The sequence below is a fragment of the Mycobacterium sp. genome, from assembly GCF_019247615.1.
In the GTDB taxonomy this organism is placed as follows: domain Bacteria; phylum Actinomycetota; class Actinomycetes; order Mycobacteriales; family Mycobacteriaceae; genus Mycobacterium.
Window position 1 is genome coordinate 1 of sequence record NZ_JAFBAT010000310.1, and the last position, 22,649, is coordinate 22,649.

Consider the following 22,649-nt stretch of genomic DNA (forward strand, 5'->3'; position numbering starts at 1 on the left):
ACGGCCACGGGTCGCGGGCGGACTACTGGGCGTTCGGCGGGGGCCCGCACCGCTGTGTGGCCGTCAGTCTGGCGAAAACAGCGTTGACTGTGTTGGTCAGCGAATGGTTACGCACTATCCCCGCGTTCGGGTTAGATACTGAGTCAGTGCCGCCGGTTATCCTCGAGGAGGCGGTCCGGCTGTCGAGTTTGCCGCTGCGCTGGCATTAAATCAGACCGCGGGGGCCTTGCCACTTTCGTCGGATGAATTGCCGTGCACCCCTAGTGTTTTCGCTCGCTGTGACGGCGCAGCGTTCAGATATCGAGGACGATCCGTAGTGCCGCGTCAACGCGGCGCATCTCGTCGAAGGTGAGAAAGCCGACGCTCTTGCCGAGCCGGCCGGGGTCGATCGCCGCGGCCTGCTCGGCAAGCAGCCGAGTGCTCGTGCCGGCGATTTCGACCTCGGGACGAAAGCTGGCGGCACGAGCCGACGTCGATGTTGGGGCAACCAGGCAGGTCGACAGAGGCAGTTGACCTGATTGGACGACGACAGCGTAGCGGGAACCGGACTGTTCGTGACCGCGGCTTCCCCTCGGGGCATGCAACCGAAAGACCTCACCACGCACGCAGCGTCTCCATATCGCGCAGCACCTGCATCGCCTCAGCGCGATCGGACCCGTCTTTGGCGATCCTCTCCGCCTCGGCGCGAATCGCTGCGCCAGCCTTGCGTCGTCCGGCATCGATGAGAGCAGATCGAATGGCTGCGGACACAGCCGTGCCGTCATTGGTCAAAACCTCCAGCGCCTTCAATGTGTCTTCGTCCGGCCGGAAGGTAATCGTGTCAGCCATAACGACAGTGTATGACGGTTTGTAAGACAGTCACTGATCAGCATCAGGAACGGTTCGGAGAAGAGCGGCAGCCCCGACGGGGGGCAGTCACAATTCTCCGCGTTGGTCGAGGCTATCCACCGCTGCAGTCAGCGCTTCGAGTGGTCTTCCGCACCGCCATCCTGGGGGCATCAAAAGTTCAGCCCCGAGAACATGATCCGTCCGGGGTCATACTTCTGCCTGACCGCGGTTAGCCGAGCGAGGTGAGGGCCGAAGTAGCGCGAAGCGGGTTGATTCGCCTCCAGGTAGTTCACATAGCCGCCGACCGAATAGGCTTGCACCGCTTGGTGTGCCGTGTTGAGCCAGCTGGTCGCCGCAGCCGGGTCGCCCGATGTTTCGACGTACCACTGCACCAGCGCGGTCTGTCGACGCCACGGGAAGGCCGTGGCATCCGGTGCCACACCGGCGAGCGCGCCGTCGAGCGCGTGCATGATCGCCAACATCCGGCCCGCCCCCCGCGGAAAGGCGTTGACCGCCGCGGCGATCGCCTGCGCGACGGGCGCGTTGACGGTGGGAAAGACATCGGATCCGCCGACGTACCCGAGCGGCGCGGGATTGAGGTTCCCGACTGCCAGGTATCTCACCAGGTCCATGTAGTTGAAGGTGTGGTTCTCGGTGGCGGCCGGTTGGAGTCCGACAGCGGAAACGATGGCGGCCGCAACGCCGCCACCCGACCCGACCGGACAGGTCGCGACAATGCGGCACTGCGTGCCGAACGCGTCGGTGATGCTGTCCGCGAGTGCCCAACTGCGTGGGTCTGCGCTGCGCAGCCAGTTCTGCCAACCGACGAGGACCTGAGCGAATGATTGCGGGAGGAAATGCAGCTCGACCACGTCGACGTCCTTGATGGGGAAGGTGGCGAAGGTCAGCGACGTTGTCACGCCGAAGTTGCCGCCACCCCCGCCGCGCAGCGCCCAGAACAGATCCGGGTTGCTGGCGGCCGACGCCGTGACCGCCTGACCCCCGGGCAGCACCACCGATGCCGATGTCAGTTGGTCACAGAGCAGGCCGGCGTGCCGGGACTGAGCGCCCAGGCCCCCGCCCAGGGCGTGCCCCGCGGCGCCCACCGACGGGCAAGTCCCCGTGGGGACGCCACGACCCGCCCCGGCCAGCGTCTGGTGCATTGCATACAAACTGGTCGCAGGTGTCACCGTGACCTGCCCCGTGGCCGCGTCGTAGTTGATTCCCCCCGGCAACTGACGCAGGTCGAACACCAGGGCGCCGTTGGCCGTCGACGCGCCGATGTAGGAATGCCCACCACTGCGTGGAGCGACTTTGAGGTTCTGGGCAGCAGCGAATGCCATCGCCTTTTGGACGTCCGCCGTCGACGTCGGCGTAACGATCGCCGCCGGCGTAAAGCCGTTGTAGTTGGTATTGAAAACCTGTTTGGCAGAAACGAATTGCGGACCGCTATCCGGCAGCAGCACCTTCCCGCCGAGCGCGGACGAAAGACCGTCCCAGCCGGAGGCATTCGGAGCGGCGGTGGCCCGGCCCGAGCCGACAAGCGCGCCGGCGGCCAGCGCTCCTACGGCGGCCCGGAGAAACGCCTGCCGCGAGACCTCCCGCGCAAACTCGGGTTCCCGCGATTGCATCATGTCCCGCATTGTCGACCACCGAAGGACAAAAGCCTCGCTGCCACATGACGTGTCGCAGGACTATTCGCCGGGAATCACCGCAGCTTCTGCGCGAATTCGATGATGTTGCCGTCCGGGTCGGCGATGTGCAGCGTCCTCTCGCGCCAAGGCCGGTCCACCGGCCCGCTGAGGATTTCTACACCAAGCCCACGCAACCGCTCCGCTTCCCCGTCCACATCGTCGATCAGGAAGCCGATCTCGCCGCACGGCGGTTCGCCGCCTTCGCGACCGATGAGCCCGGCCAGCTTCGACCGTTCGAAAAGCGCGAATTTGGTGTTCTCCATCTCGAATTCGACGTAGCCGTCGCCCTCGATTCGCACCGCAAGCCCGATCACGTTGCGGTAGAACGCCACAGAGCGCTCAAGCGACGCGACGTAGTGGATCACGTAGTCCAGGCGGGGCATGAATTCACCGCTCACTCAACGGCTGACCCTGAAACGCTTGAGCCGAGACGTCGTTCCGGATACCAATTCGATTCGGCTTCTTGGCAATTGAAGGTGGGCCGCCAGCAAGCGGATGGCTGCGTCGTTCGCCTTGCCATCGACCGCGCGTTCTCGGACGTCGATGGTCAGCTCACCGTCGGGACCGACCTCGACAAGGGGCCCCTTGCTGCTGCCCGGCTTGACCTTGACGACGACCGAGTCGTTCACACCATTAACCGGCCGGCGCTATCACCGGCGGACGGCACACGTTGGCGGCCGGATCCCACCACCAACCGTTGTCGCATGCGAGCGGCTGCGGCCCGACGCCCAGCGGCCTGCATACGTTAGCCGTCGGGTCCCACCACTGGCCCGCGTCGCACGCCAAAGGTTGCGGCCCGACGCCGAGTGGTCTGCACACTTTGCCCGTCGGGTCCCACCACTGGCCGGCGTCACAGTCGGCCGAACTTACCGCCGGCGTTGCGATCGTCGCGGTGGCCATCGACGCGAACACCACCGCGACGACGAGAACCAGATTGCGAACCAACATCCTCATGGCCGCCTCCCCCATGGATTCGACTTGCGCGGCCGGTTCCGTCCCGGTCCGGCCGGCGCCGTATATCCAATCGAACCGAAATCTGGGCACCAGGGTCAAGGCTCCCCCCTCCCGCACAAGGAAATCGCGTGGCTGGTGCCGATGAATTTCGGGCGCACGATGAGTCATACCGTGGAGACGAAAACGACGCGACAGCAAAGGTTGGGTGATATGTCCCCAGAAACGTCCTCCCAAACCACGGCCCTGCCACCGATCGTCGACTACCCCACCTGGCGCGCCGCACTCGCCGAACTGCGTAAGCGCGAGAAGGCCGCGACCCGCGAACTGGATGCGATCGCCGCGCAGCGGCGCCGCCTGCCGATGGTCGAGTTGCCCGACTACATCCTGATCGGCGCCGACGGGCCCGTCCGCCTCGTCGAGGTGTTCGACGGGCGCTCGCAGCTCATCGTCTACCACCACATGTGGTCGGACGGCGCGGAGTGGCAGTGCGCCGGGTGCACGGGCTTCACGTCCCAGTTCACTCGCCTCGAGTTCCTCGAGAACTACGATGCGCGGTTCGTCATCGTCACCAACGGGCCGATCGAGGAGGCCCTGGCCTACAAGCGGAAGGTCGGCAACCGGATGGAGTGGTACTCCTCATCGGAGAGTTCGTTCGCCGCCGACATGGACGCCCCACCCGGTGGCGGGTTCGGGGTCAACGTGTTCCTGCGCGACGGCGACACCGTCTACCGCACATGGCATACCAACGGGCGAGGCACCGAGCAGCTCAGCCACAGCTTCGGACTCATCGACATCCTGCCGTGGGGCCGCCAGGAGGAATGGCTCGATTCGCCCGAAGGTTGGCCCTCGCGCCCGACATACTCGGGATGGCTCGACTCCCCCGCTATCGCCCGCGCGTACGGCCCCAACGACCTCAGGGACAACGCATGACAACGACCACCGAACGTTACGTCGTCACTCGCACCATCCCCGCGACGCCGAAGGAGATTTTCGCGTTGCTGGCCGATCCCTCGCGCCACCAATCGACCGAACCCACAGACTGGGTGCGCGACGCGGTGGATCAGGAACCGATCACCGGTACCGGACAGATCTTCGCCATGAACATGTACCTCACGCAGGCCGGTGGGGACTATGTCACCTACAACCTGGTCAACGTGTTCGACGAGGATCGTGCGATCGGGTGGCTGCCGGGCATCCTCGACGAGGCCGGCAACCACACTCCCGGTGGTTGGTTCTGGCGCTACGACCTTTCACCGAACGACCTTTCACCGAACGACCTTGCACCGAGCGACCTTGCACCGAACGGTGACGGCACCGACGTCACCCTCACCTATGACTGGAGCGCCACGCCCCAGGAATTCCGCGACCAGGTGGGCCAGATGCCCATCTTCGCCGAGGACTACCTTGCCGCGTCGCTGGAAACCCTGGAGCGATCCGTCCTGGCCAACGCGTAGGCCGGATTGCCCGGCTCCTTGCTCGCGCCGTTGCCGCGCTCGCCGTCGCCGGGCTAGGCCAGATTGCCCGGCTCCTTGCTCGCGCCGTTGCGGCGCTCGCCGTCGCCAGGCTAGGCCTCACGCTTGGGGGCCCTCGGACGGCGGCCAAACGGAACCCGGTGATGCGTCGGGTGGTTCGGTGTGGTCGCCACGGGCGAGCGGCACCCACTGCTCGGTGGGCGCGGGCTGCTCATACGAGGGGAAGTCACTGAGCTTGCCCGACGGCTTGGCGTCCCACTTCTCGAACGTCAGCGGCGTCCGCAACCAGTCATGCAGCAGGCTGTACGTCGCCTCGAGCGAATCCATGTGGGTGCGCTCCCAGCCGTGGCTGCCGTCGACACCGAAGCCGACCAGCGCGGCCCTCGTGCCCGCGCCCGCCTCGATCGCGGCGGCGGCGTCGGAGCGGTAGTAGCGAAAAACGTCCCGCACGAAAGGAATACCGCACTCTTCGGCGAGCCGGCACAGCTTCCGGGTGAGGTGGTAGTCGAAAGGGCCGTGCAGATCGGCCATGGGGATGGTCACGCCGTCCTCGATGGAATGCTGACCCGGCGCGCAAACCGCGTTGTCCACCGAGATCAGTTCGGCGACATCCGCGGGCAGGCCATGGCTGGCACCGTGTCCGACCTCTTCGGTGATGGTGACCATGATCATCGTCCGGTGCGGCAACACCACCTTCTGCTCGGAGACGTTCTTGGCCAGTGCCAGTGCGATCGCGACGCCGGCCTTGCCGTCGAGGTGACGCGACACGATGAAGCCGTCGGCGGTGAGTTCAGGACTGGCGATCAGCGCGACGAAGTCGCCGATGTTCACTCCGAGACGAACCAGGTCTTCGCGCGTGGACACCTTGCGGTCGACGCGCACCTCGACGTGGTTCCAGTCCGTGGGTTGGGTATCGATCTCGTCGCCGAACGTATGGCCACTGGCCTTGAGCGGCAACACCGTGCCGGTGAGGAACTCGTCGGGGTCGTCGGAGAAAATCCGCACCCGGGCACCCGTGGCGAAACGGGCCGAGAACGTCCCGACCGGAATCAGCTCGAGACGGCCATTGGCCTTCAGGTTACGCACCATGCACCCGATGGTGTCGGCGTGCACCACCAGTGCTCTGTCGATGGCGGTCGATTCACCCGGGAGTTCGGCGGTCAGCGCTCCCCGGCGGGTCAGCGAAAACGGCACGCCGAAGTCATCGAAGATGTCGCCAATCAGCTGCATCACCGCGTCCGTGCGCCCGGCCGGACTGGGAGTCTGCAGCAGTGCGAGCAGCGTGTCGACCATCCACGCGCGGTCAGCATCGGACATGGCCGCGGTTTGGCCCACGGTCCCTCCTCTCGATGTCGTCCGGAACCGCGTTCAACCTACCGCCTACTCGGCGTTGCCGACGGGCTAAGGCTCCCGGGTGCCCGACTGCTAAGAGCTTGGGCAAAATGGGAAGCCTAGGGCGAAGTAGAGAGGAGCAACTCGTGCAGCCAGAGGAAATCCGGTCACTCGCCGACCTCGCAGGTGAGGGCACCCATGTTCTGACGACGTTGGTCCGCGACACTCACAGCGGCATCGCCCGGCGCGTCTTCGGCTCTATCGGCCCGGCGTCCAAACCGGTGGAGGTCGTCCACAACGCGATCGCCGGGGCGACCTACTGCGCCGTCGACCGCGGGCTGGGAACCGCATTGCGCGGCGCCGGCGAACTGGCCGCTCGGGCCCGCGGCAACGACGCCGACGACACGATCCAATCGCATCCCACCGCCGCCGGCTTCCTGGCCGCACTCAACGGCATCTATGGCGACGAGATGACCCACCGCGGCAACAGCTTGGCGCTGAGCATGCGGGTACGACGGCACGGCAAGCCCGTCGAAATGAACGCCGCCGCCATCGCGTCGGCGTTCCCGGAGGCCACCGGCCGGATCGTGGTGTTCGTCCATGGTTGGTGCATGACGGAGCAGTCCTGGTGGCGGCGGCCGCGGGACGGCAACGAGAAGCTTCCCTACGGAGCGCGCCTACGCGACGACCTGGGCTTCACCCCGGTGTATCTGCGCTACAACACGGGCCTGCACATCTCCGAGAACGGCAAAGCCATGGCCGCACTGCTCGATCAGCTGCGAACGCTGTGGCCGGTCCCGGTCGAGGAGATCGCGCTGGTCGGTCATTCGATGGGCGGACTGGTGTCGCGCAGCGCCTGCCACTACGGCACGGAACACCAGCACGGTTGGCCCGACGCCGTCCGACACGTCGTCTGTCTGGGTTCCCCCCACCTGGGCGCCGACCTGGAAAAGGGCGTCAATGCCGCCTCCTGGGCGCTGGCGCGGCTACCCGAAACTCGTGGCGTGTCGGCGTTTCTCAATGCCCGCAGCTCGGGCACCAAGGACTTGCGGTACGGCGCGCTGCTCGACGAGGACTGGCGCGACTGCGACCCCGACGAGTTCCTACGGGACCGCTGCCACGAGGTGCCGTTCCTGCCCGGCGCCGTCTACCACTTCGTGGCCACTACCGCGGGGCCGGGGGCGGTCGGCGCCTTCCTCGGCGACCACCTGGTACGTCCCCACAGCGCGTCGGGCGCAGGAAAGCGCCGACGCATTCCGTTCGAGCAGGACCACGGGCTGACGCTGACCGGCCTGCATCACTTCGACCTGCTCAATCACGCCGACATCTACGCGAAGTTGCACCACTGGCTCAGCCAGCCGGCGCGGGAGACGGAGTCGACGGGTTAGCGCGACTTCTCGCGCCACTCCCGCTCGAACGGCAGCCGCCACGCGTTGGGCGCGATCAACTGATGAATGGCGTTGGGGCCCCACGTACCCGGTTGGTACATCTTGGCCGGCGGCGGGTCGTCGAGCAGTTCCTGCGAACGCTCCCACAACGATTCGATGCCCTCGGCGGTGGTGAACAAGGTGTGATCGCCACGCATCGCATCGAGGATGAGCCGTTCGTAGGCCTCCAGCACGTCGACGACGGTGTCGATTTCTTGGGAGGAAAACTGCATGGACAGCTTGTCCAGTTTCATGCCGGGACCCGGCCGCTTCCCGTAGAACGACAGCGACACCTTCGAATTGTCGGCGAGGTCGAAGGTGAGGTGGTCGGGACCCTGGGTCCCCACCCCCGAGCCCGGGGGGAACATCGTTCGTGGAGCCTCTTTGAACGCTATCGAGATGATGCGGATACCTTCGGCCATCTTCTTGCCCGTGCGCAGGTAAATCGGCACACCGGCCCAGCGCCAGTTGTCGATGCCGACCTTGAGCGCGATGAACGTCTCGGTGTCGGAATCCTTCGCCACACCCTCCTCGTCGCGGTAGCCGTTGTACTGGCCGCGGACCACGTGCGCAGGGTTGATCGGCAGCATCGAGCGGAACACCTTGTTCTTCTCTTCGCTGATGGCATACGGCTCGAGGGCTGTCGGCGGTTCCATGACGACGAACGCCATCACCTGGAACAGGTGGGTCACGACCATGTCCTTGTAGGCGCCCGTGCTCTCGTAGAAATTGGCCCGCTGATCCAGACCCAGGGCCTCGGGGATGTCGATTTGGATGTGGTCGATGAAATTGCGGTTCCAGATCGGCTCGAACAATCCGTTGGCGAAGCGGAACGCCAAAATGTTCTGGGCGGCCTCCTTGCCCAGGAAATGGTCGATGCGGAAAATCTGCGATTCCTCGAAGGTTTCGTGCAGGAAGTCGTTGAGCGACACCGCGCTGGCCAAATCTGTGCCAAAAGGCTTCTCCATGACCACCCGAGAGCGCTCGACGAGATTGGCGTCGCGCAGCGTGGTGATGACGGCGCGCGCCGCTTTCGGTGGGACCGACAGGTAATGCAGTCGCCGCACGTTCGACCCCAGATCGGCTTCGGCTTCAGCGACCGCATCGGCAAGCGCTTTGGGCCCGGCGCTCTGCGGGACGTACCGGATGATCTTTTCGAAGTTGGCCCACTGCTCGGGCGTGAGCTTGTGGGCGCCGAACGAGTCGATTGCTGCCTTGGCCAGTTCGCGGAACTCGTCGTCGCCGAAGTCTTCCAACGATGTGGCGACGATTTGGATATCGGGCGCCAGCTCGGACTGATCCAAGTAGGCCAGGCCCGGGATCAGCTTGCGCTTGGCCAAATCCCCGGTAGCGCCGAACAGGACGATGACGTGGGGATCCAGCGGTCGATCATCGTGGCGGCGCGGGCGTGATTCTGGTGACGGGTAGGCGATCGTCTGCGGTTTGTTGGTGGCCACTCTCGCGATACTTCCATCGTCGGGCCGCATGCGCAGCCCCCGGGCACCGCATCGAGCTGGTGAAAATCAGATGTTCACTCGCGCCGCTCCCCGGTTATGAGCCGCACAACGGGGTATGAGACAACGACCAGCACCACCCGACCAGTCTGCGCGACGACACCAAACCAAACGGAAGCGATATGACAACACCGGACAAAGACCCGGAGACCCGTGCTCAAGAGTTGGAGAGCATCGTCGACCAGCTCGATGCCAAAGTTGCCGGCGAGCGGGCAGCGCAAGGCGTTGCCGGAAACGCCAGTGAGCGAGAACGCGCCGACACCCGCGGGTCCGAGACCGAGCCTCCTGACTAGCAGGTCTCGTTGTCGGGCGGTCCGAACCAGGTGGAAAGCGCGTCGGAGAGGCCGAGCTGGGATCGGTCGCCCACCCACGCGACGTGTCCGTCGGGCCGGATCAGCACTGCGCCGGGAGCGGTGATCGTACCGATCGCCGGAAGTTCCCAGGCGCCAACATATTTCGCGTCCACCAGTAGCACGCGCTGGTCGCCCGCCGCGGTGTCGAAGTCGCCGGGATCACCAAGGTTGAGCAACACCGGCCGAGCGTCGTGTAGCAGGGTGAACACCCGCAGCGGGCCGTCGTTGGTGACCACGTCGAGATCGGGCATGCGGCGTCCGAGCAGCGGGTGGCCCTCGCCCAAGTCGTACTGAATATCAAGACCGGACATCATCGCGCCGAACCGCTTGCGCGGTTGGTCCATGCTCAAGAGTTCGGTAAAGGTATCTCGCAGAGCCTTGGTGCGCTCGTCGGGGCGGTGCAGAAGCGCCATTTGCGCCATGGCGTTGCGCAGCACGCGCGCCGCGACCGGATGCCGTTCGGCGTGGTAGGTGTCGAGGAGGTCGTCGGACGATGTTCGAGTGACCACCCGAGCCAGCTTCCATCCAAGATTCACCGCATCCTGCATACCGGTGTTGAGGCCCTGTCCGCCCACCGGGTGGTGCACATGCGCGGCGTCGCCGGCCAGCACGACGCGCCCGACGCGATAGGCGTCGGCCTGACGTGCCGCGTCGGTGAATCTGGAAATCCATGTCGCAGTGCGGATTCCGTAATCGGTTCCGTAGACGTCGATGAGGGCCTCGCTGAGATCGCGTAGGGTCGGTTGGTCGGTGGTTCCGAGATGCCGCTCGGTCACCATGACGCGCATCGGTCCCCCATCCCCGGGCATGCTGAGCGCATGGACGCCGAGGGCATCGTGGCGAATGCCCCACTTAGGCTGCGGGCCCGCATGTGAGCCGCGTTCGACCTCGGCGATCAGGTAGCTCGTCGTCGGGTCCCACCCGGAAAACCCGATGCCCGCCGCTTTACGGACCACGCTGCGACCCCCGTCGCAGCCGACGACATACTGCGCCCTCAGGAACTCGCCGCCGGACAGCTCGACGCCGACGCCGGCATCACCTCGAGCGACCGTCACGACGTCTCGTCCGCGATAGCTGGGTACGGCCAACTCGGCGACCCAGTCCGCCAGTATGCGTTCGATGTGGCTTTGCCACAGCACCAGCCCGTAGGGGTGCCGCGTGGGAAAGTCGCTGATGTCCAACCGAATCTGAGAGAAGCCCACGAGCTGCGCCACCTCGCCCTGGGAAAGAAATCGCTCGGCGATACCGCGCTGGTCGAGGATCTCGATGGTGCGCGAGTGCAGACCGCCGGCACGCGCTCCAACCAGGTCCTGTGTGGCACGTCGCTCAACGATCGCGACGTCGACTGCAGCCAAGGCCAACTCGCCCGCCAGCATCAACCCTGTCGGTCCTCCCCCAACAATGACCACCGCATGGTCGAATATCGGTTCAACATGCACTGTGTAACCCCCGGCTCGCTGAAACGTGGCTTGGGTCAACGATTTTGCGCTATGACCCGGGTCTTGCGGCAAGCCCCCGGGTGCGCTATAGATTGAGAATGGGACGGAACAGGCATCCGTCCCTTATTCGACGGCTAAACACCGAAGTCAGATGCGACCCGGCCGTCGAACAAGCTCGAACCAGGACTTACGTACGACTGCTGGCGGGCACTGCGGCGGTCGGCGTCGAGCATTCGGGGGACGACGCGAGCGCCGAATCGTCCACGGCGGAAGCCTGATCGCGTGCCAGCGCGACGGTGGCCGCCACCATCGCCACAACGGCGACGACAAGGACCGCGGCCGCGGAACCGCGCACCGACAGATGCTCCCCCAGTACGACGACGCCGAGAAGCACCGCGACGATCGGTTCCCCGACCAACATGATCGGCACGGACGCCTGCAAAGCACCGGCGTGAAACGCCGCCTGTTGCACCACGGTGAGCGCTGCCGCCAGCGCCACCAGCACATACGGAGCAGGCACGGTCAGCAGCGCATGCCAGCCGCCGACGGCGAAGCGATGCGTGCAGATCTTCGTTAACACGGCAACCATGCCGAGCATGACGGCCACCGCCACCGCCAGCAGCATGGCCCGCGGGCGACCGACGGCGCGGTGCGCGGCGACGACGCAGGCAATCACCAGCGGCACGGTAATGATCAATGCCAGGGTCCACGCCGGCACAGGCGGGCGGTTGTGGCCCTCGCGGGGCTGGCCGAACAGCACGAAGACGGCCAGCGCGGCCGTCAGCAACATCGCCCAGCCCCACTCGGCCAAGCGGACGTGGTGGTGGCAGAGCCTCGCACTGAGCGGCAAGGCGAACAGCAGCGACGAGACGATCAACGGCTGGACCAGCAGCAGGGATCCGTGCGCCAGTGCCACGGCCTGGAACACGTAACCCCCGACGGCGGCGAGGGTGCCCGCCCACCACAGCGGGTCGCGAGCCATGCTCGCCGCCATGGTCGCCGACATCGACTTGTCGGCCGGAACGCTCTGGGCAACCCGCTGGCGAACGACGATGCCCACCGCCGCCCAAAAGGCGGCGAGCAGCGCCGAGAAGATCGCCACTGCATGTCCTGTGACCCACCCCATGCCCATGGCGGGGCGGATACCCGGCGTTCAACCGCAACGAAACCCGTTACGGCAAAGGTTAGCCTGCGCGTCAGTCAGTCAAAAACTGTCGTCCCCACACCGTTAGGGCTGAAGCTGATGTAAATCGGTCGCACAAGGTAGGGCGCAGCGCCGGTGTTCATCAACCCACTCGAGATCGTCGTCGGCGCGTTCGGCGAGCCCACGGTGTACGAGTACAGCGGAACACCGTTGGCTGAAACGGTAACCAGTGTGCCGGTCGGCGCGTTGCCGAGCACCGACGAGGGGACGGTTCCACTCACGCCACCGGAATCGATGATCGAGTTCACGGTTTGCGGAGGCCCGTTGCCGACCTGCACCTGCAGGCCGGTGACGGGCGATCCGTTGAGCGAGGTGACGGGAGCGAACGGGTTGGGACCGAACTGCAGATACGGCGAGGACGTGGCCTCGTTGATGAGCAGGCCCTGGTTGTACGGCGACGGCAGCGCCTGCAGCGGGATGCTGTGGCCGGGGCCGCCGGCGTTCGGTCCGACGCCTAACACCCCGGCCGCACCATCGGTGGCGAAGAAGGACTGGAAGGTGGGTCCGTTGTTCAGCAGCGACTGCACGGAGGAAGGCCACGCGAGGAGCTCGACGTTGATCGGGGTCGACCCCGTAACGAGTCCGCCGCCGAAGTTCACGGGTGCGTCATACCTGGCGTACAGGTAGTTCAGTCCCCCGCTGTAACCGCCGATTCCAAACCCGTGGGGGGCGCCAAGCTGCAGCAGCCCGACTATGCCCCCGATGTCCGTGAATGGGATGACCAGGCCGGTCGATCCGGTGTCGACCAACAGCGGCACGGCAGACCCGGTGCCAACTGAGGCGTTCACGATCGGCTCTGTGCCGCCGACGATTCTCAGCGGAGCCGTCGCGTTCCCGCCGCTAATCGAGCCGCCGAGGCCGCCGACCGCCTGCGGCCCGGTGGGAATTAGGTCCTGCCCGAACAGCAGAGAGCCGGGTAGGTTGATCAGGTCGACGGCCAAGCGTTGGGGAGCCCCCGCCAGGTGTCCGAAGTTGCCGCTCAACGAGGAGTTCGATCCAAGCAGGCCCCCGAGGGGGTTGCCGGTCGCCGAGGTCACTGAGTTCACCAGGGAGGACGCCGAGCTCAGCGGCGAGCCCGCCTGGCTGCTGATCGCCGCGGGCATCTGGGCCGCGAGGTTCGGTAACGCCGCTGTCCAGGTGGACAATTGGGCCGCCGCTGCGGAAACCCCGCCGTGGTAACCAACCATCGCGGCCACATCTTGGGCCCACATCGCCTCGTAGTCGGCCTCCGCGGCGGCGATCGCGGGCGCGTTCTGCCCGAAAAGGTTCGAGACCACCAGCCGCACCAGCTGATTGCGGTTGGCGGATACCAACGCGGGGTGCACCGTGGCGGCCACGGCGGATTCGAAGACACCCGCGACCGTTTGGGCTTGTGCTGCAGCCGTTTGCGCCTGGGAGGCCGCGGCCGTCAAAAACCCCGCGTATTGCGATGCCGTCTGCATCATCGCCGCCGAGGCCGCCCCCTGCCAGGCCTCGCCGGCCAACCCTGAGGTGACCGAGGAGAACGACTGCGCGGCCGAACTCAGCTCGGTGGCCAACCCATCCCACGACGCCGCAGCGGCCAGCATCGGACCGGAGCCCGCACCCGAATGGATCAACGACGAATTGATCTCAGGTGGATACACCAGAAAACTCATCCCCCAGGTGTCCTTCCCATCGACGCAACAGGAACTGCTGACCAGGAACGAGCACCGCACGCCGCAGCTCAGACGGTCGGGCGCGTCACGGGGCAGGTACGCCACACTCTACGAAACGGGTGGCCCCGAAGTCTTGGAATTCACCGAACGGACTCAACCCGGACATCTGGCGGACGAGGTGACCGAGCGATGTCCGCGGCGGCCGGTCCACACCGCACGGGACGCCGTCGCCGGCTGTATGTCAGCATTTGGATATGAATGCACGCGGACTTGTTCGCATCCTGGGTGTCTCGACCGTGGCGGCGTGGGCCTTGCTGAACGCGCCGCTGGTCAGTCCCGGCGCCGCCGCCGATCCCTGCTCCAGCGTTGCGGTGGTATTCGCACGTGGCACCCACCAGGACCCGGGCATCGGGGACGTCGGCCAGGCTTTCGTCAACGCCCTCACCTCCAAGCTGGGCGGGCGGTCCGTCGCGGTTTACGCGGTCAACTACCCGGCGAACGACGACTACCACAACAGCGCGACGGCCGGGTCCGACGACGCGAGTGCGCACATTCAGGACACGGTCGCCAGCTGTCCGAACACCAAACTTGTGCTCGGCGGGTACTCGCAGGGCTCGACCGTGATCGACTTGGCCACCAACGCGATGCCCGCGCCGGTGGCCGACCATGTCGCCGCCGTCGCGCTCTTCGGCGAGCCGTCCAGCGGGTTCTCGAGCATGTTGTGGGGCGGTCAGCCGCTGCCGACCATCAGCCCGCTGTATGTGGCAAAGACCATCAGCTTGTGCACGCCCGACGATCCGATCTGCTCGCCGGGCGGCAACATCATGGCGCATGTTTCCTACATTCAGTCCGGGATGACGAACCAGGCGGCGACGTTCGCAGCGAGCCGGCTCGGTCAGGCTTCTCCAAACACCTAGGTGCCACCCGGGGATGCCACACGCGATGGAATTCCGCGAATTCCCCCCTGCGAGCTCACCGAAATGCCCATCGCACAGTCGGGCACGTCGGACGCCTGCTCGGATGCTTAAGTCTGGATTGTGAAATCCCTCAATACCCTGTCCCGTGACACCGTCGCCGTTCGCATCCTGATTGCCGTGGTGATCGGAGTCGCCGCCGCCCTTGCCGTGGGGAATACCGCCGGCTGGCGGTTTGCGCTCATCGGCTGGGTGGTCACCGCCGGCATGTACGTGGTGTGGACGCGGCTACTCCTGGGTGGAATGGACGCCGACCAAACCCGCGCGTACGTGACCCGCGAGGACCCCACTCGGTGGGTCGCCGACACCGTCGTCGTGTCGGCGAGCCTCGCTAGCCTGGTCGGCATCGGCTACGTGGTGGCCGCCGGTTCCCGCTCCGGCGCCCCGGCTCTCGTGGCGGCCCTGCTCGGAATCCTGACGGTCGGGGCATCCTGGTTCGCGGTCCACACGCTGTTCACCGTGCATTACGCCCGGCTGTACTACTCGGACGAACCGGGTGGCATCAACTTCCACGATCCGGAGCCGCCACGGTTTCGGGACTTCGCGTATGTCGCCTTCACCGTCGGCATGACCTTCCAGGTGTCCGACACCGAGATCGGGCTGACGTCCATCAGGGCGACGGTGTTGCGCCATGCGCTGCTGTCCTACCTGCTCGGCGCGGTCGTTGTGGCGGTCACCGTCAATCTGATCGCGGGGTTGGGATCCAAGCTGTAGCGCCGGGTGGCCGCCCGGCGTTGCAGTTAGGCTGGCACGATGGCCATCGAGTCCACCATGCTTGCCCTTGGCACCCCCGCGCCGGCGTTTTCGCTGCCCGAGCCAGCGACTGGAGCCACCGTCAGCCTCGACGACCTCACCGGCCCCGCCCTCGTCGTCACCTTCGTCTGCAATCACTGCCCATACGTCAAGCATGTCGCCGCCGGGCTCGCCGCACTGGGCCGCGACCTCGCCGCACAGGGCGTCGCGATGGTCGGCATCTCGAGTAATGATGTCGTCACTTATCCCCAGGACGGGCCCGAGCAGATGGTGGCCGAGGCCCGCAGTCACGGCTGGACGTTCCCGTACCTCTACGACGAGAGCCAGGACGTCGCACGCGCCTTCTCGGCGGCCTGCACCCCTGACACCTTCGTCTTCGACGGGCAGCGTCGGCTCGTCTACCGCGGCCAGCTCGACGATTCTCGTCCGGGCAACGACCTACCGGTGACGGCCGCCGATGTCCGGGCGGCCGTCGACGCAGTGCTGGCCGGGCGGCCGGTCGATCCCAACCAGCGGCCGTCGATTGGCTGCGGGATCAAGTGGCGCTGAGCACAGCTCGCACCCGATGAAATTCGCGCTGGCCGCCTACGGAAGTCGCGGCGACGTCGAGCCTTTCGCGGTCGTCGCACGGGAATTGCTGCGCCGAGGCCATGACGTGCGCCTGGCGGTGTCTCCCGACATGCTTGCCTTCGTGGAGTCCGCCGGCCTGGGTGCGGTCCCCTTCGGGCCGCGCATGTCCTGGCAGGGAGCGGGGAATCTCGCCGGCGCCGTTCGCGACGTGGTGCGCAATGTCACCCGAGCCTGGGCGGAATGGGACACGACGCTGATGGAGTTGGCAGCCGGGGCCGATCTGCTGTTCACGGGTCAGGTCGCGCAGGGGCTGGCCGCCAATATCGCTGAGTACCACGGCATTCCGGCGGCCACACTGCACTTCTTCCCCGGTGGCGAGTCGCGGCCCGGTGGCGAGATAGGGCGCATAACAACGGACGCCGAAAACGCGCAACGTCGTGCATTGGGCCTGCCCGAGGCGGCCGAAGCATCCGAGCGGTTGGAGATCCAGGCCTACGACGAGTTCTTGTTTCCCGGGGTAGTTGCCGAATGGGCGGAGCAGGCCCTTTCGCGGCCCTTCGTGGGTGCGCTCACGCTGGAGTTGCCGACCGACACCGACGCGGAGGTGCTGTCCTGGATTGCTGCCGGACCGCCGCCCATTTACTTCGGGTTCGGCAGCAACGTGCGGCTCCCTTCCCCGGGCGAGACGGTTGCCGTTATCAGCGCGGCCTGCGCTCAATTGGGTGAGCGGGCGCTGGTTTGCTCCGGTGCAAGCGATTTCGCGAACATCCCCTGGTTCGACAACGTCGAGGTGGTCGACGCGGTCAACCATGGCGCGGTCTTCCCGGCTTGTCGCGCGGTCGTCCACCAAGGCGGGGCCGGCACGACGGCCGCCGGTATGCGCGCCGGGAAAGCCACATTGGTCCTTTGGTTCGGGATCGAAGACCAACCAATCTGGGCTTCGGCGGTGGAGCGGCTGAAAATGGGTCGCGGACGCGCCTTTTCGGACAGCACCCTGGACTCATTGGTTGCGGACTTGCGATGCGTCCTGGAACCCGAATGCCTCGCTCGGGCCCGTGAAGTCGCCGCGCAGATGACCACGGCCGAGGAAAGCGCCTCGCGCGCGGCGGATCTCCTGGAACACACCGCGCGCCATGGCGGATGGCAACGATGAAAGTTGTGGTTGTCTGCCACGGAAGCCGCGGCGATGTCGAGCCCGGGATCGCCGCCGGACGCGAGCTGCTCCGCCGGGGCCATGACGTGCTCGTGGCCGCCCCGTCGAACATGCTTGGCTTTGTAGAGGCTGCGGGGCTCACCGCGGTCGCCTATGGGCCGGATTCGCGCGAGGAGATGAACCCCGCCTCGGAGCTGTTCCGCGATCTCACGACGAAGATGCACGGCGAGGTCACCATGCTCACCAAGGTCGTCGAGCACGTCACCCAGGTGAAGGCGGACAAGACCGCGACGCTGAAGGCGGTGGCCCGAGGAGCCGACCTGCTGCTGGCCGGGTTCAACGAACAGGGTCTGGTCGCCAATATGGCAGAGTACCAACGCATTCCGATGGCCGCGCTACAGCCTTTCCCAACCCGGATCTTGTCGTCTCAGTCGATGGTCCCCGTGGTCACCAAGCAGACCGACGACGCCCAACGCCACGCGCTCGGGCTGTCCGAGGCACCCGGATCGGCAGCGGCAGAGCCGCTCGAGATCCAGGCATACGACGCGCTCTGCCTGCCGGGCCCGCCGGCCGACTGGGTCGATCCGGGTGGCCGCCGCCCGTTCGTCGGCGCGTTGACGCTCGAGTTGGCGACCGACTCCGACGACGAGGTCTTGTCATGGATCGCCGACGGGAACCCGCCGATCTACTTCGGCTTCGGAAGCACGCCGATACCCTCGCCTGCCGAGACGGCCGCCGTGATCAGCGCGGCCTGTGCGCGGTTGGGTGAGCGCGCGCTGATTTGCGCGGGCCCCAACGACTTCACCCAGATGCCGAATCTCGACAACGTGAAGGTCGTGGGGTCGGTGAATCACGCGGCGATCTTCCCGGCGTGTCGCGCGGCCGTCCATCATGGCGGCGCAGGCACCACGGCCGCGGCTCTGCGGGCCGGAATCCCGGCGTTGATCCTCTGGTTCTGGCTTGACCAGCCGGTGTGGGCCGCCGGAATCGAGCGGTTGAAAGTCGGCTCTGGGCGTGCCTTTTCGGCCAGCACCCTGGACTCGCTGGTCGCCGATCTGTGTTCGGTCCTGACTCCCGAATGCCGGGTTCGAGCGGGCGAAGTTGCGGCACAAATGTCGAAACCCGCCGACAGCGCAGCGGGCGTGGCCGACCTGCTCGAAGAGATGGTTCTTACGGGCGGTTAGCGTCCGCGGGTTCTACCCAACCGCGTCTGGGCGGTCGACTTTCAGTCGCCACCGATGGGCGATCTATCAAGATTGCGTCAATAATCGACGAGCACACCCGCGAATGCCTCGGCGGCATGGTCGAGTGCAGCATCACCGGTGGACACCTCATCAATGAACTGGACCGCGTGGCCACTGAACGCGGCACGTACCCGACCATCCTGCGATGTGACAACGGGCCTGAATTAGCCTGTCACGCAGTAGCCGACTGGGCAGACGGTCACGTCGGGTTGCACTTCATCCCGCCCGGCGAGCCCTGGCGCAACGGCTACGTCGAATCCTTCAACGCCCGGATCCGCGACGAATGTTTGAACATCAACAGCTTCTGGTCACGGCCCAGGCCCGCGTGGTCATCAGCGACTGGAAGCACGGTTACAATCACCACCGTCGGCATTCCGCCCTGGGTTATCAACCCCCAGCCCGCTACGCCGTCAGCTGCATCCACCGCTCAACGATCTGTGACAGTACCGGGTGAACGCAGGTGTCGAGAAATCCCCGCGAGACAAGAAGCAAGACACCGCAACCTGCGCTGGCGCGAGTAGAACAGGTCACGTGGTGGGCGTCTTGTATCTCTAGATATGAGACGAACGCTGTGTACTTGTCAACGCAGATCCTTCCGCGGCGGCTTTCATGGGCCGCTCCGTGGGTTGGTGATGAGCGCCAGCGGCCGACTTCATTCTGTGGAGTCAAGCCGCCTGAGGGCGTCCGGCCACTTAATCGGAAGTTCGGAGCGAGGTACCGTCCAAAACACGAACCGGGATCCAGCCATTTTGGGGTGGAAGTGCACCATCGTTGGGGCGTGCGGCTGGCGCGGAACCGAGGCATCGAGCGCTTCCCGGTCCTGCCAGGCCGAAAGGGTAAAGAAGGACTTGTGCAGTGGCTTAGCGATCAACGAAAGCCCCAGCACACCAGGTGAATTGAGCATCTGTCGACGAATTCGCATGGCGGCTAGTAAAAATTGCGGGACGTCGCGGAACGAGCGCAGCTCGAACCGGGAGGCCATCACAACTACATCGCTACTGGCGGGTGGATTCGCCAGCAGCTTGGGTGTGGTCCAGGGAATGGTAGGCATCGGTTCACTCCTAACGGTGTGGTGAGACGCGGGGTTGAGCTGATCGCTAACGTCCGGCGCAGTACCGCACGCTAGGCGCTCCGCCGCTCTTGGCTGTCGGCGACGCTTCAGTAGCGGCGAATGGCAATGCCTGAGTGTCAGAGCTTTTGGACAGCCTCAAGCCTTGGGCATGTTCTCGCCCTGGTAAGAAGGCGAGAGCGGCGACCGCTGTCACGGCGGTGACAGCGGCGGCAGCGAAGGATCCAGCGTGCATGCCTCCCATGAAAGCGTCACTGGCGATGTGCTGGGCGGCGGAGGCGTTCGGAAGTTTCGTGGCGATCGAAAAGCCTGCCATGACAGACTGCTTGGCCTCGGTGATGACTGGGGCCGGAAGGCCGAGATGAGACCAGTCATCGGCGAGGTGAGCGCGATAAACCGAGTTCATGATCGAGCCGATCACCGCGACGCCCAGGGCGCCGCCGACTTCACGGGTGGTGTCGTTGACTGCCGAGCCGGCGCCCGCTTTGTCGGTTGATAATGCACCCATGATGGCATCGGTGGCAGGACTGGTAGTGAGGGCCAAACCGGCTGCGATCGCGACCATCGAACCGACGATCGGTCCCCAATATGCGGCGGCCGCGGTAGTCAGCGCGGCCACAACAAACCCACCGCTCATAAGCACTAAGCCCACCACCACAACGATTTTGGTGCCCAACGATTTCATGAGGACAATCGCCGCCGGCGACATCGACGCGACGACGAGGGCAAACGGCAAGGTAGCGATACCGGCGCGGAGGGTGTCGTAGCCGCGGACTGCTTGGAAGAACTGGGTGATAAGGAAGATGAAACCAAACAGACCAAAGAATGCCATGGCGATGGCAGCACTTGCTGCCGAGAACCGCCGGTTGCCGAACAAGGCGATGTCCAGCAGCGGGTTGGGTCGCTGCGCTTCCCACCAGATGAATGCGCCCAGCAACACGGTGGTTCCAAGGAAGCCGAGCACCGTCACCCGCGTACCCCAGCCGCGAGTTGGTGCTTCGATAATCGTCCAGACGAGTAGCCCTATTGCCGCTACCGACATGACCGCGCCAACGACATCGAAACGACCAGGAGAGGGATCCCGAGTCTCGGGCAACAGGCGTAGGCCTGCAACAAGCGCCAAAGCGGCGACAGGAATGTTGACCAAAAAGATGGAATTCCACGAATAATGCCGCAACACGACGCCGCCGGCGACTGGACCTAATGCGACAGCGAGCCCGGAGACGCCCGACCAGATTCCGACGGCGGCGGCTTTTTCGTGACGATCGGTAAACACAGCCGTCAAGAGCGCGAGCGTCGCCGGATAGATCAGCGCCGCAGCGACCCCCATTGCAGCTCGCGCCGCAATCAACTGGTCGGTGGTGCCTGAGGCTGCAGCACCAAGACACGCCAAGATGAATAGCACTAGGCCCCACTGCAACACCTTCTTGCGCCCCAGGCGGTCGCCGAGCCCCCCGCCCGCCAGCAGCAAACCGGAAAACAACAAGGTGTAAGCGTCGACCACCCATTGCAGCCCGGTTGTAGACGTTCCAAGGGCACGACTCAACGTCGGCAGGGCGACATTGACGATCGTGTTATCGATCGTGACCAATAACGCGCTCAGGCACAGTACGGCCAGGATCCACCACCGTTGCGGTCCGTGGCGAATTTGAAGGTCCGCGGCCATGATCTCCTCCTTATGTAACAATGTTCTATAACTGTAGGTCAGTGTGTCGTACCCTGGTTGGGACGCCAATAAACCGACGGCATCAACCTCCGAAGCGCAGGGAAGGATTCTGTAGCGGTGACCGCTCACCCGGCACGCACCCGGACACCGAGCGTGAAGGTGGAAAAAGTGCTGCTCGGCGCCGCCGAGCAAGTGCTGAAAAGAGACGGCCCAAAAGCCGTGACCATACGGGCCGTGGCTGCCGAGGCCAAGGTGGCGCCGATGGGCGTCTACAGCAGGTTCGGGGGCAAAGAAGGACTGGCCCAGGCGCTGCGGACCCAAGGGTTTGAGCGGCTGAGGCAAGCCGTTACCGATGTGGACGGAAGTGATGCAATTACGCGATTGGGCGCGGCGGGTATCGGCTACCGGGAGTTCGCGCTCGCCAACCCCCACCTCTATCTAGCGATGTTTGAAGACTCGATGGGGATCGGTCCGGATGCTCTGCGGTCCAACGAATCCGGGGACGCGGCATTTAATGAGCTGGTTGGGCACGTACGCAATGTATTGCTGCAGATCTCGGCGCCTGCAAAGGATCCCGTCGAGATTGCACAGCAAATCTGGGCAGCAGTACATGGCGCGGTCCTGTTGGAGATTAAAGGCTTGGTCGTCACGCCTGACCCCAACGCCACCTACCTCAGCCTGCTCGAACTGCTCATCGGAGGGGTTATCAAGCCCGCGCCCTAAAGCTCAATTTCGGCGTACTGACCTACGGTTTGCCGCGCAGAAGATGCACTCCATGCGTTGCGACAGGATCGGACTGCTCTGATTTCTGTAGAAATGAGACGCCCAAGTTGCCGCCGGAGCGATCGGGACCAGTTGTCTGTCCGGCCCGTAGACTAGCGCCGTACTCATTTCAACGGCTCTCATTCGCCGTTGATCTGTCCCCGTCAGTTGGAGCCGTTGTCATGCGAGTTGGGAGGCGAAATTGGTGGATGTCCAGAGCGTCTCATATTCTGCCGGACTGATGTTGCCGAGATAGCTGTGACGGCGTTCAACGTTGTAGAAATTGTCGATGTAGTCGGCCATCGCGCCGACCAATTCCATGGTGGTCGCCCAGCGGCGGGTATTGAGCAGCTCAACCTGCATGCGGGCCCAGAAGGACTCCATGGCGGCATTGTCGTAGCAGTCTCCGACGGTGCCGAAGGAGGCGAGCAGTCCCCAACGTCGCACGTTCTCCCCGAAGCTCCATGAGGTGAACTGCGATCCGTGATCGGCATGCAATGTCGTTGCGCCATAACGGTTTCGAGTCCGCGCAGCCATGTTCACGGCATTATTGACCAAGGCGGTGTCTGCCGTCGTGGAAAACGTTCGCGCGACGATCATCTTT

General features: G+C 65.1%; 24 protein-coding genes and 2 pseudogenes. 12 read left to right on the forward strand and 14 right to left on the reverse strand.

Annotated features, from left to right (window positions below; all coding sequences use genetic code 11):
- Positions 1–209 (forward strand): annotated as a pseudogene (locus JO059_RS21620) (cytochrome P450); the annotation flags it as partial.
- A gap of 84 nt (positions 210–293) precedes the next feature.
- Here JO059_RS21620 and JO059_RS21625 read toward each other — a convergent pair.
- The 6 genes from JO059_RS21625 to JO059_RS21650 form a co-directional block, all read right to left on the reverse strand.
- The gene (locus tag JO059_RS21625) at positions 294–605 is read right to left on the reverse strand and encodes a type II toxin-antitoxin system PemK/MazF family toxin (RefSeq protein ID WP_293322565.1); all 312 of its coding nucleotides are present in this window, start codon (positions 603–605) and stop codon (positions 294–296) included.
- Positions 595–828 carry a hypothetical protein gene (locus tag JO059_RS21630; RefSeq protein ID WP_293322566.1) on the reverse strand — a complete coding sequence of 78 codons (234 nt, stop codon included), beginning with the start codon at positions 826–828 and terminating at the stop codon, positions 595–597. The genes JO059_RS21625 and JO059_RS21630 overlap by 11 nt, the downstream gene beginning before the upstream one ends.
- Before the next feature lie 170 nt (positions 829–998).
- Positions 999–2,459 (reverse strand): FAD-binding oxidoreductase, encoded by a 1,461-nt coding sequence (locus JO059_RS21635; protein WP_293322600.1) that lies wholly within the window; start codon positions 2,457–2,459, stop codon positions 999–1,001.
- Between the two features lie 77 nt (positions 2,460–2,536).
- Positions 2,537–2,905, reverse strand: a complete 369-nt coding sequence (locus JO059_RS21640) for a VOC family protein (RefSeq protein ID WP_293322567.1) — start codon at positions 2,903–2,905, stop codon at positions 2,537–2,539.
- 15 nt (positions 2,906–2,920) lie between these two features.
- On the reverse strand, positions 2,921–3,151 hold the full coding sequence (locus JO059_RS21645) for a DUF167 domain-containing protein (RefSeq protein WP_293322568.1): 231 nt from the start codon (positions 3,149–3,151) through the stop codon (positions 2,921–2,923).
- Between the two features lie 4 nt (positions 3,152–3,155).
- The gene (locus JO059_RS21650) at positions 3,156–3,476 is read right to left on the reverse strand and encodes a hypothetical protein (RefSeq protein WP_293322569.1); all 321 of its coding nucleotides are present in this window, start codon (positions 3,474–3,476) and stop codon (positions 3,156–3,158) included.
- A gap of 210 nt (positions 3,477–3,686) precedes the next feature.
- Between JO059_RS21650 and JO059_RS21655 the strand changes: the two genes are divergently transcribed.
- Both JO059_RS21655 and JO059_RS21660 read left to right on the forward strand, forming a co-directional pair.
- Positions 3,687–4,406 carry a DUF899 family protein gene (locus JO059_RS21655; RefSeq protein ID WP_293322570.1) on the forward strand — a complete coding sequence of 240 codons (720 nt, stop codon included), beginning with the start codon at positions 3,687–3,689 and terminating at the stop codon, positions 4,404–4,406.
- The gene (locus tag JO059_RS21660) at positions 4,403–4,930 is read left to right on the forward strand and encodes an ATPase (protein WP_293322571.1); all 528 of its coding nucleotides are present in this window, start codon (positions 4,403–4,405) and stop codon (positions 4,928–4,930) included. The genes JO059_RS21655 and JO059_RS21660 overlap by 4 nt, the downstream gene beginning before the upstream one ends.
- Positions 4,931–5,047: 117 nt before the next feature.
- Here the strand turns inward: JO059_RS21660 and JO059_RS21665 are convergent, their stop codons facing one another.
- Positions 5,048–6,283 (reverse strand): osmoprotectant NAGGN system M42 family peptidase, encoded by a 1,236-nt coding sequence (locus JO059_RS21665; protein WP_293322572.1) that lies wholly within the window; start codon positions 6,281–6,283, stop codon positions 5,048–5,050.
- Positions 6,284–6,426: 143 nt separating this feature from the next.
- Here JO059_RS21665 and JO059_RS21670 point away from each other — a divergent pair, with 143 nt between their 5' ends.
- Positions 6,427–7,668, forward strand: coding sequence for a hypothetical protein (locus tag JO059_RS21670; RefSeq protein ID WP_293322573.1), 1,242 nt, complete (start codon positions 6,427–6,429; stop codon positions 7,666–7,668).
- On the opposite strand, the gene zwf is transcribed toward JO059_RS21670, so the two are convergent.
- Positions 7,665–9,164, reverse strand: a complete 1,500-nt coding sequence (zwf, locus tag JO059_RS21675) for a glucose-6-phosphate dehydrogenase (RefSeq protein ID WP_293322574.1) — start codon at positions 9,162–9,164, stop codon at positions 7,665–7,667. The genes JO059_RS21670 and zwf overlap by 4 nt on opposite strands.
- A gap of 179 nt (positions 9,165–9,343) precedes the next feature.
- Here zwf and JO059_RS21680 point away from each other — a divergent pair, with 179 nt between their 5' ends.
- The gene (locus JO059_RS21680) at positions 9,344–9,514 is read left to right on the forward strand and encodes a hypothetical protein (protein ID WP_293322575.1); all 171 of its coding nucleotides are present in this window, start codon (positions 9,344–9,346) and stop codon (positions 9,512–9,514) included.
- Here the strand turns inward: JO059_RS21680 and JO059_RS21685 are convergent.
- The 3 genes from JO059_RS21685 to JO059_RS21695 form a co-directional block, all read right to left on the reverse strand.
- Positions 9,511–11,013 (reverse strand): FAD-dependent monooxygenase, encoded by a 1,503-nt coding sequence (locus JO059_RS21685; RefSeq protein ID WP_293322576.1) that lies wholly within the window; start codon positions 11,011–11,013, stop codon positions 9,511–9,513. The two genes, JO059_RS21680 and JO059_RS21685, sit on opposite strands and share 4 nt — an antisense overlap.
- A 187-nt stretch (positions 11,014–11,200) precedes the next feature.
- On the reverse strand, positions 11,201–12,115 hold the full coding sequence (locus JO059_RS21690) for a DMT family transporter (RefSeq protein WP_366516248.1): 915 nt from the start codon (positions 12,113–12,115) through the stop codon (positions 11,201–11,203).
- A 98-nt stretch (positions 12,116–12,213) separates the two neighbouring features.
- Positions 12,214–13,854: a PecA family PE domain-processing aspartic protease gene (locus tag JO059_RS21695; RefSeq protein ID WP_293322578.1), complete on the reverse strand. Its 1,641-nt coding sequence runs from the start codon at positions 13,852–13,854 to the stop codon at positions 12,214–12,216.
- A 254-nt stretch (positions 13,855–14,108) separates the two neighbouring features.
- On the opposite strand from JO059_RS21695, the gene JO059_RS21700 reads away from it, so the two are divergent.
- From JO059_RS21700 to JO059_RS21725, 6 genes and pseudogenes are all read left to right on the forward strand, one after another.
- Positions 14,109–14,771 carry a cutinase family protein gene (locus tag JO059_RS21700; RefSeq protein ID WP_293322579.1) on the forward strand — a complete coding sequence of 221 codons (663 nt, stop codon included), beginning with the start codon at positions 14,109–14,111 and terminating at the stop codon, positions 14,769–14,771.
- A gap of 120 nt (positions 14,772–14,891) precedes the next feature.
- Entirely contained in the window at positions 14,892–15,542 is a 651-nt protein-coding gene (locus JO059_RS21705; RefSeq protein WP_293322581.1) for a DUF1345 domain-containing protein, read from the forward strand.
- Positions 15,543–15,581: 39 nt separating this feature from the next.
- Entirely contained in the window at positions 15,582–16,130 is a 549-nt protein-coding gene (locus JO059_RS21710; RefSeq protein WP_293322583.1) for a thioredoxin family protein, read from the forward strand.
- 16 nt (positions 16,131–16,146) lie between these two features.
- Positions 16,147–17,304 carry a glycosyltransferase gene (locus JO059_RS21715; RefSeq protein WP_293322585.1) on the forward strand — a complete coding sequence of 386 codons (1,158 nt, stop codon included), beginning with the start codon at positions 16,147–16,149 and terminating at the stop codon, positions 17,302–17,304.
- On the forward strand, positions 17,301–18,488 hold the full coding sequence (locus JO059_RS21720; RefSeq protein WP_293322588.1) for a glycosyltransferase: 1,188 nt from the start codon (positions 17,301–17,303) through the stop codon (positions 18,486–18,488). Before JO059_RS21715 ends, JO059_RS21720 begins: the two co-directional genes overlap by 4 nt.
- Positions 18,489–18,503: 15 nt before the next feature.
- A pseudogene (locus tag JO059_RS21725) lies at positions 18,504–19,002 on the forward strand (integrase core domain-containing protein); the annotation flags it as partial.
- A 198-nt stretch (positions 19,003–19,200) separates the two neighbouring features.
- Here JO059_RS21725 and JO059_RS21730 read toward each other — a convergent pair.
- Positions 19,201–19,599 carry a hypothetical protein gene (locus JO059_RS21730; protein ID WP_293322590.1) on the reverse strand — a complete coding sequence of 133 codons (399 nt, stop codon included), beginning with the start codon at positions 19,597–19,599 and terminating at the stop codon, positions 19,201–19,203.
- Between the two features lie 46 nt (positions 19,600–19,645).
- Complete coding sequence (locus JO059_RS21735) at positions 19,646–21,283, reverse strand: MFS transporter (protein WP_293322593.1); 1,638 nt, start codon at positions 21,281–21,283, stop codon at positions 19,646–19,648.
- 117 nt (positions 21,284–21,400) lie between these two features.
- On the opposite strand from JO059_RS21735, the gene JO059_RS21740 reads away from it, so the two are divergent.
- Positions 21,401–22,006: a TetR/AcrR family transcriptional regulator gene (locus JO059_RS21740; RefSeq protein WP_293322595.1), complete on the forward strand. Its 606-nt coding sequence runs from the start codon at positions 21,401–21,403 to the stop codon at positions 22,004–22,006.
- 219 nt (positions 22,007–22,225) lie between these two features.
- On the opposite strand, the gene JO059_RS21745 is transcribed toward JO059_RS21740, so the two are convergent.
- The coding region (locus JO059_RS21745; RefSeq protein ID WP_293322598.1) for an integrase core domain-containing protein at positions 22,226–22,649 on the reverse strand (424 nt) is incomplete at its 5' end.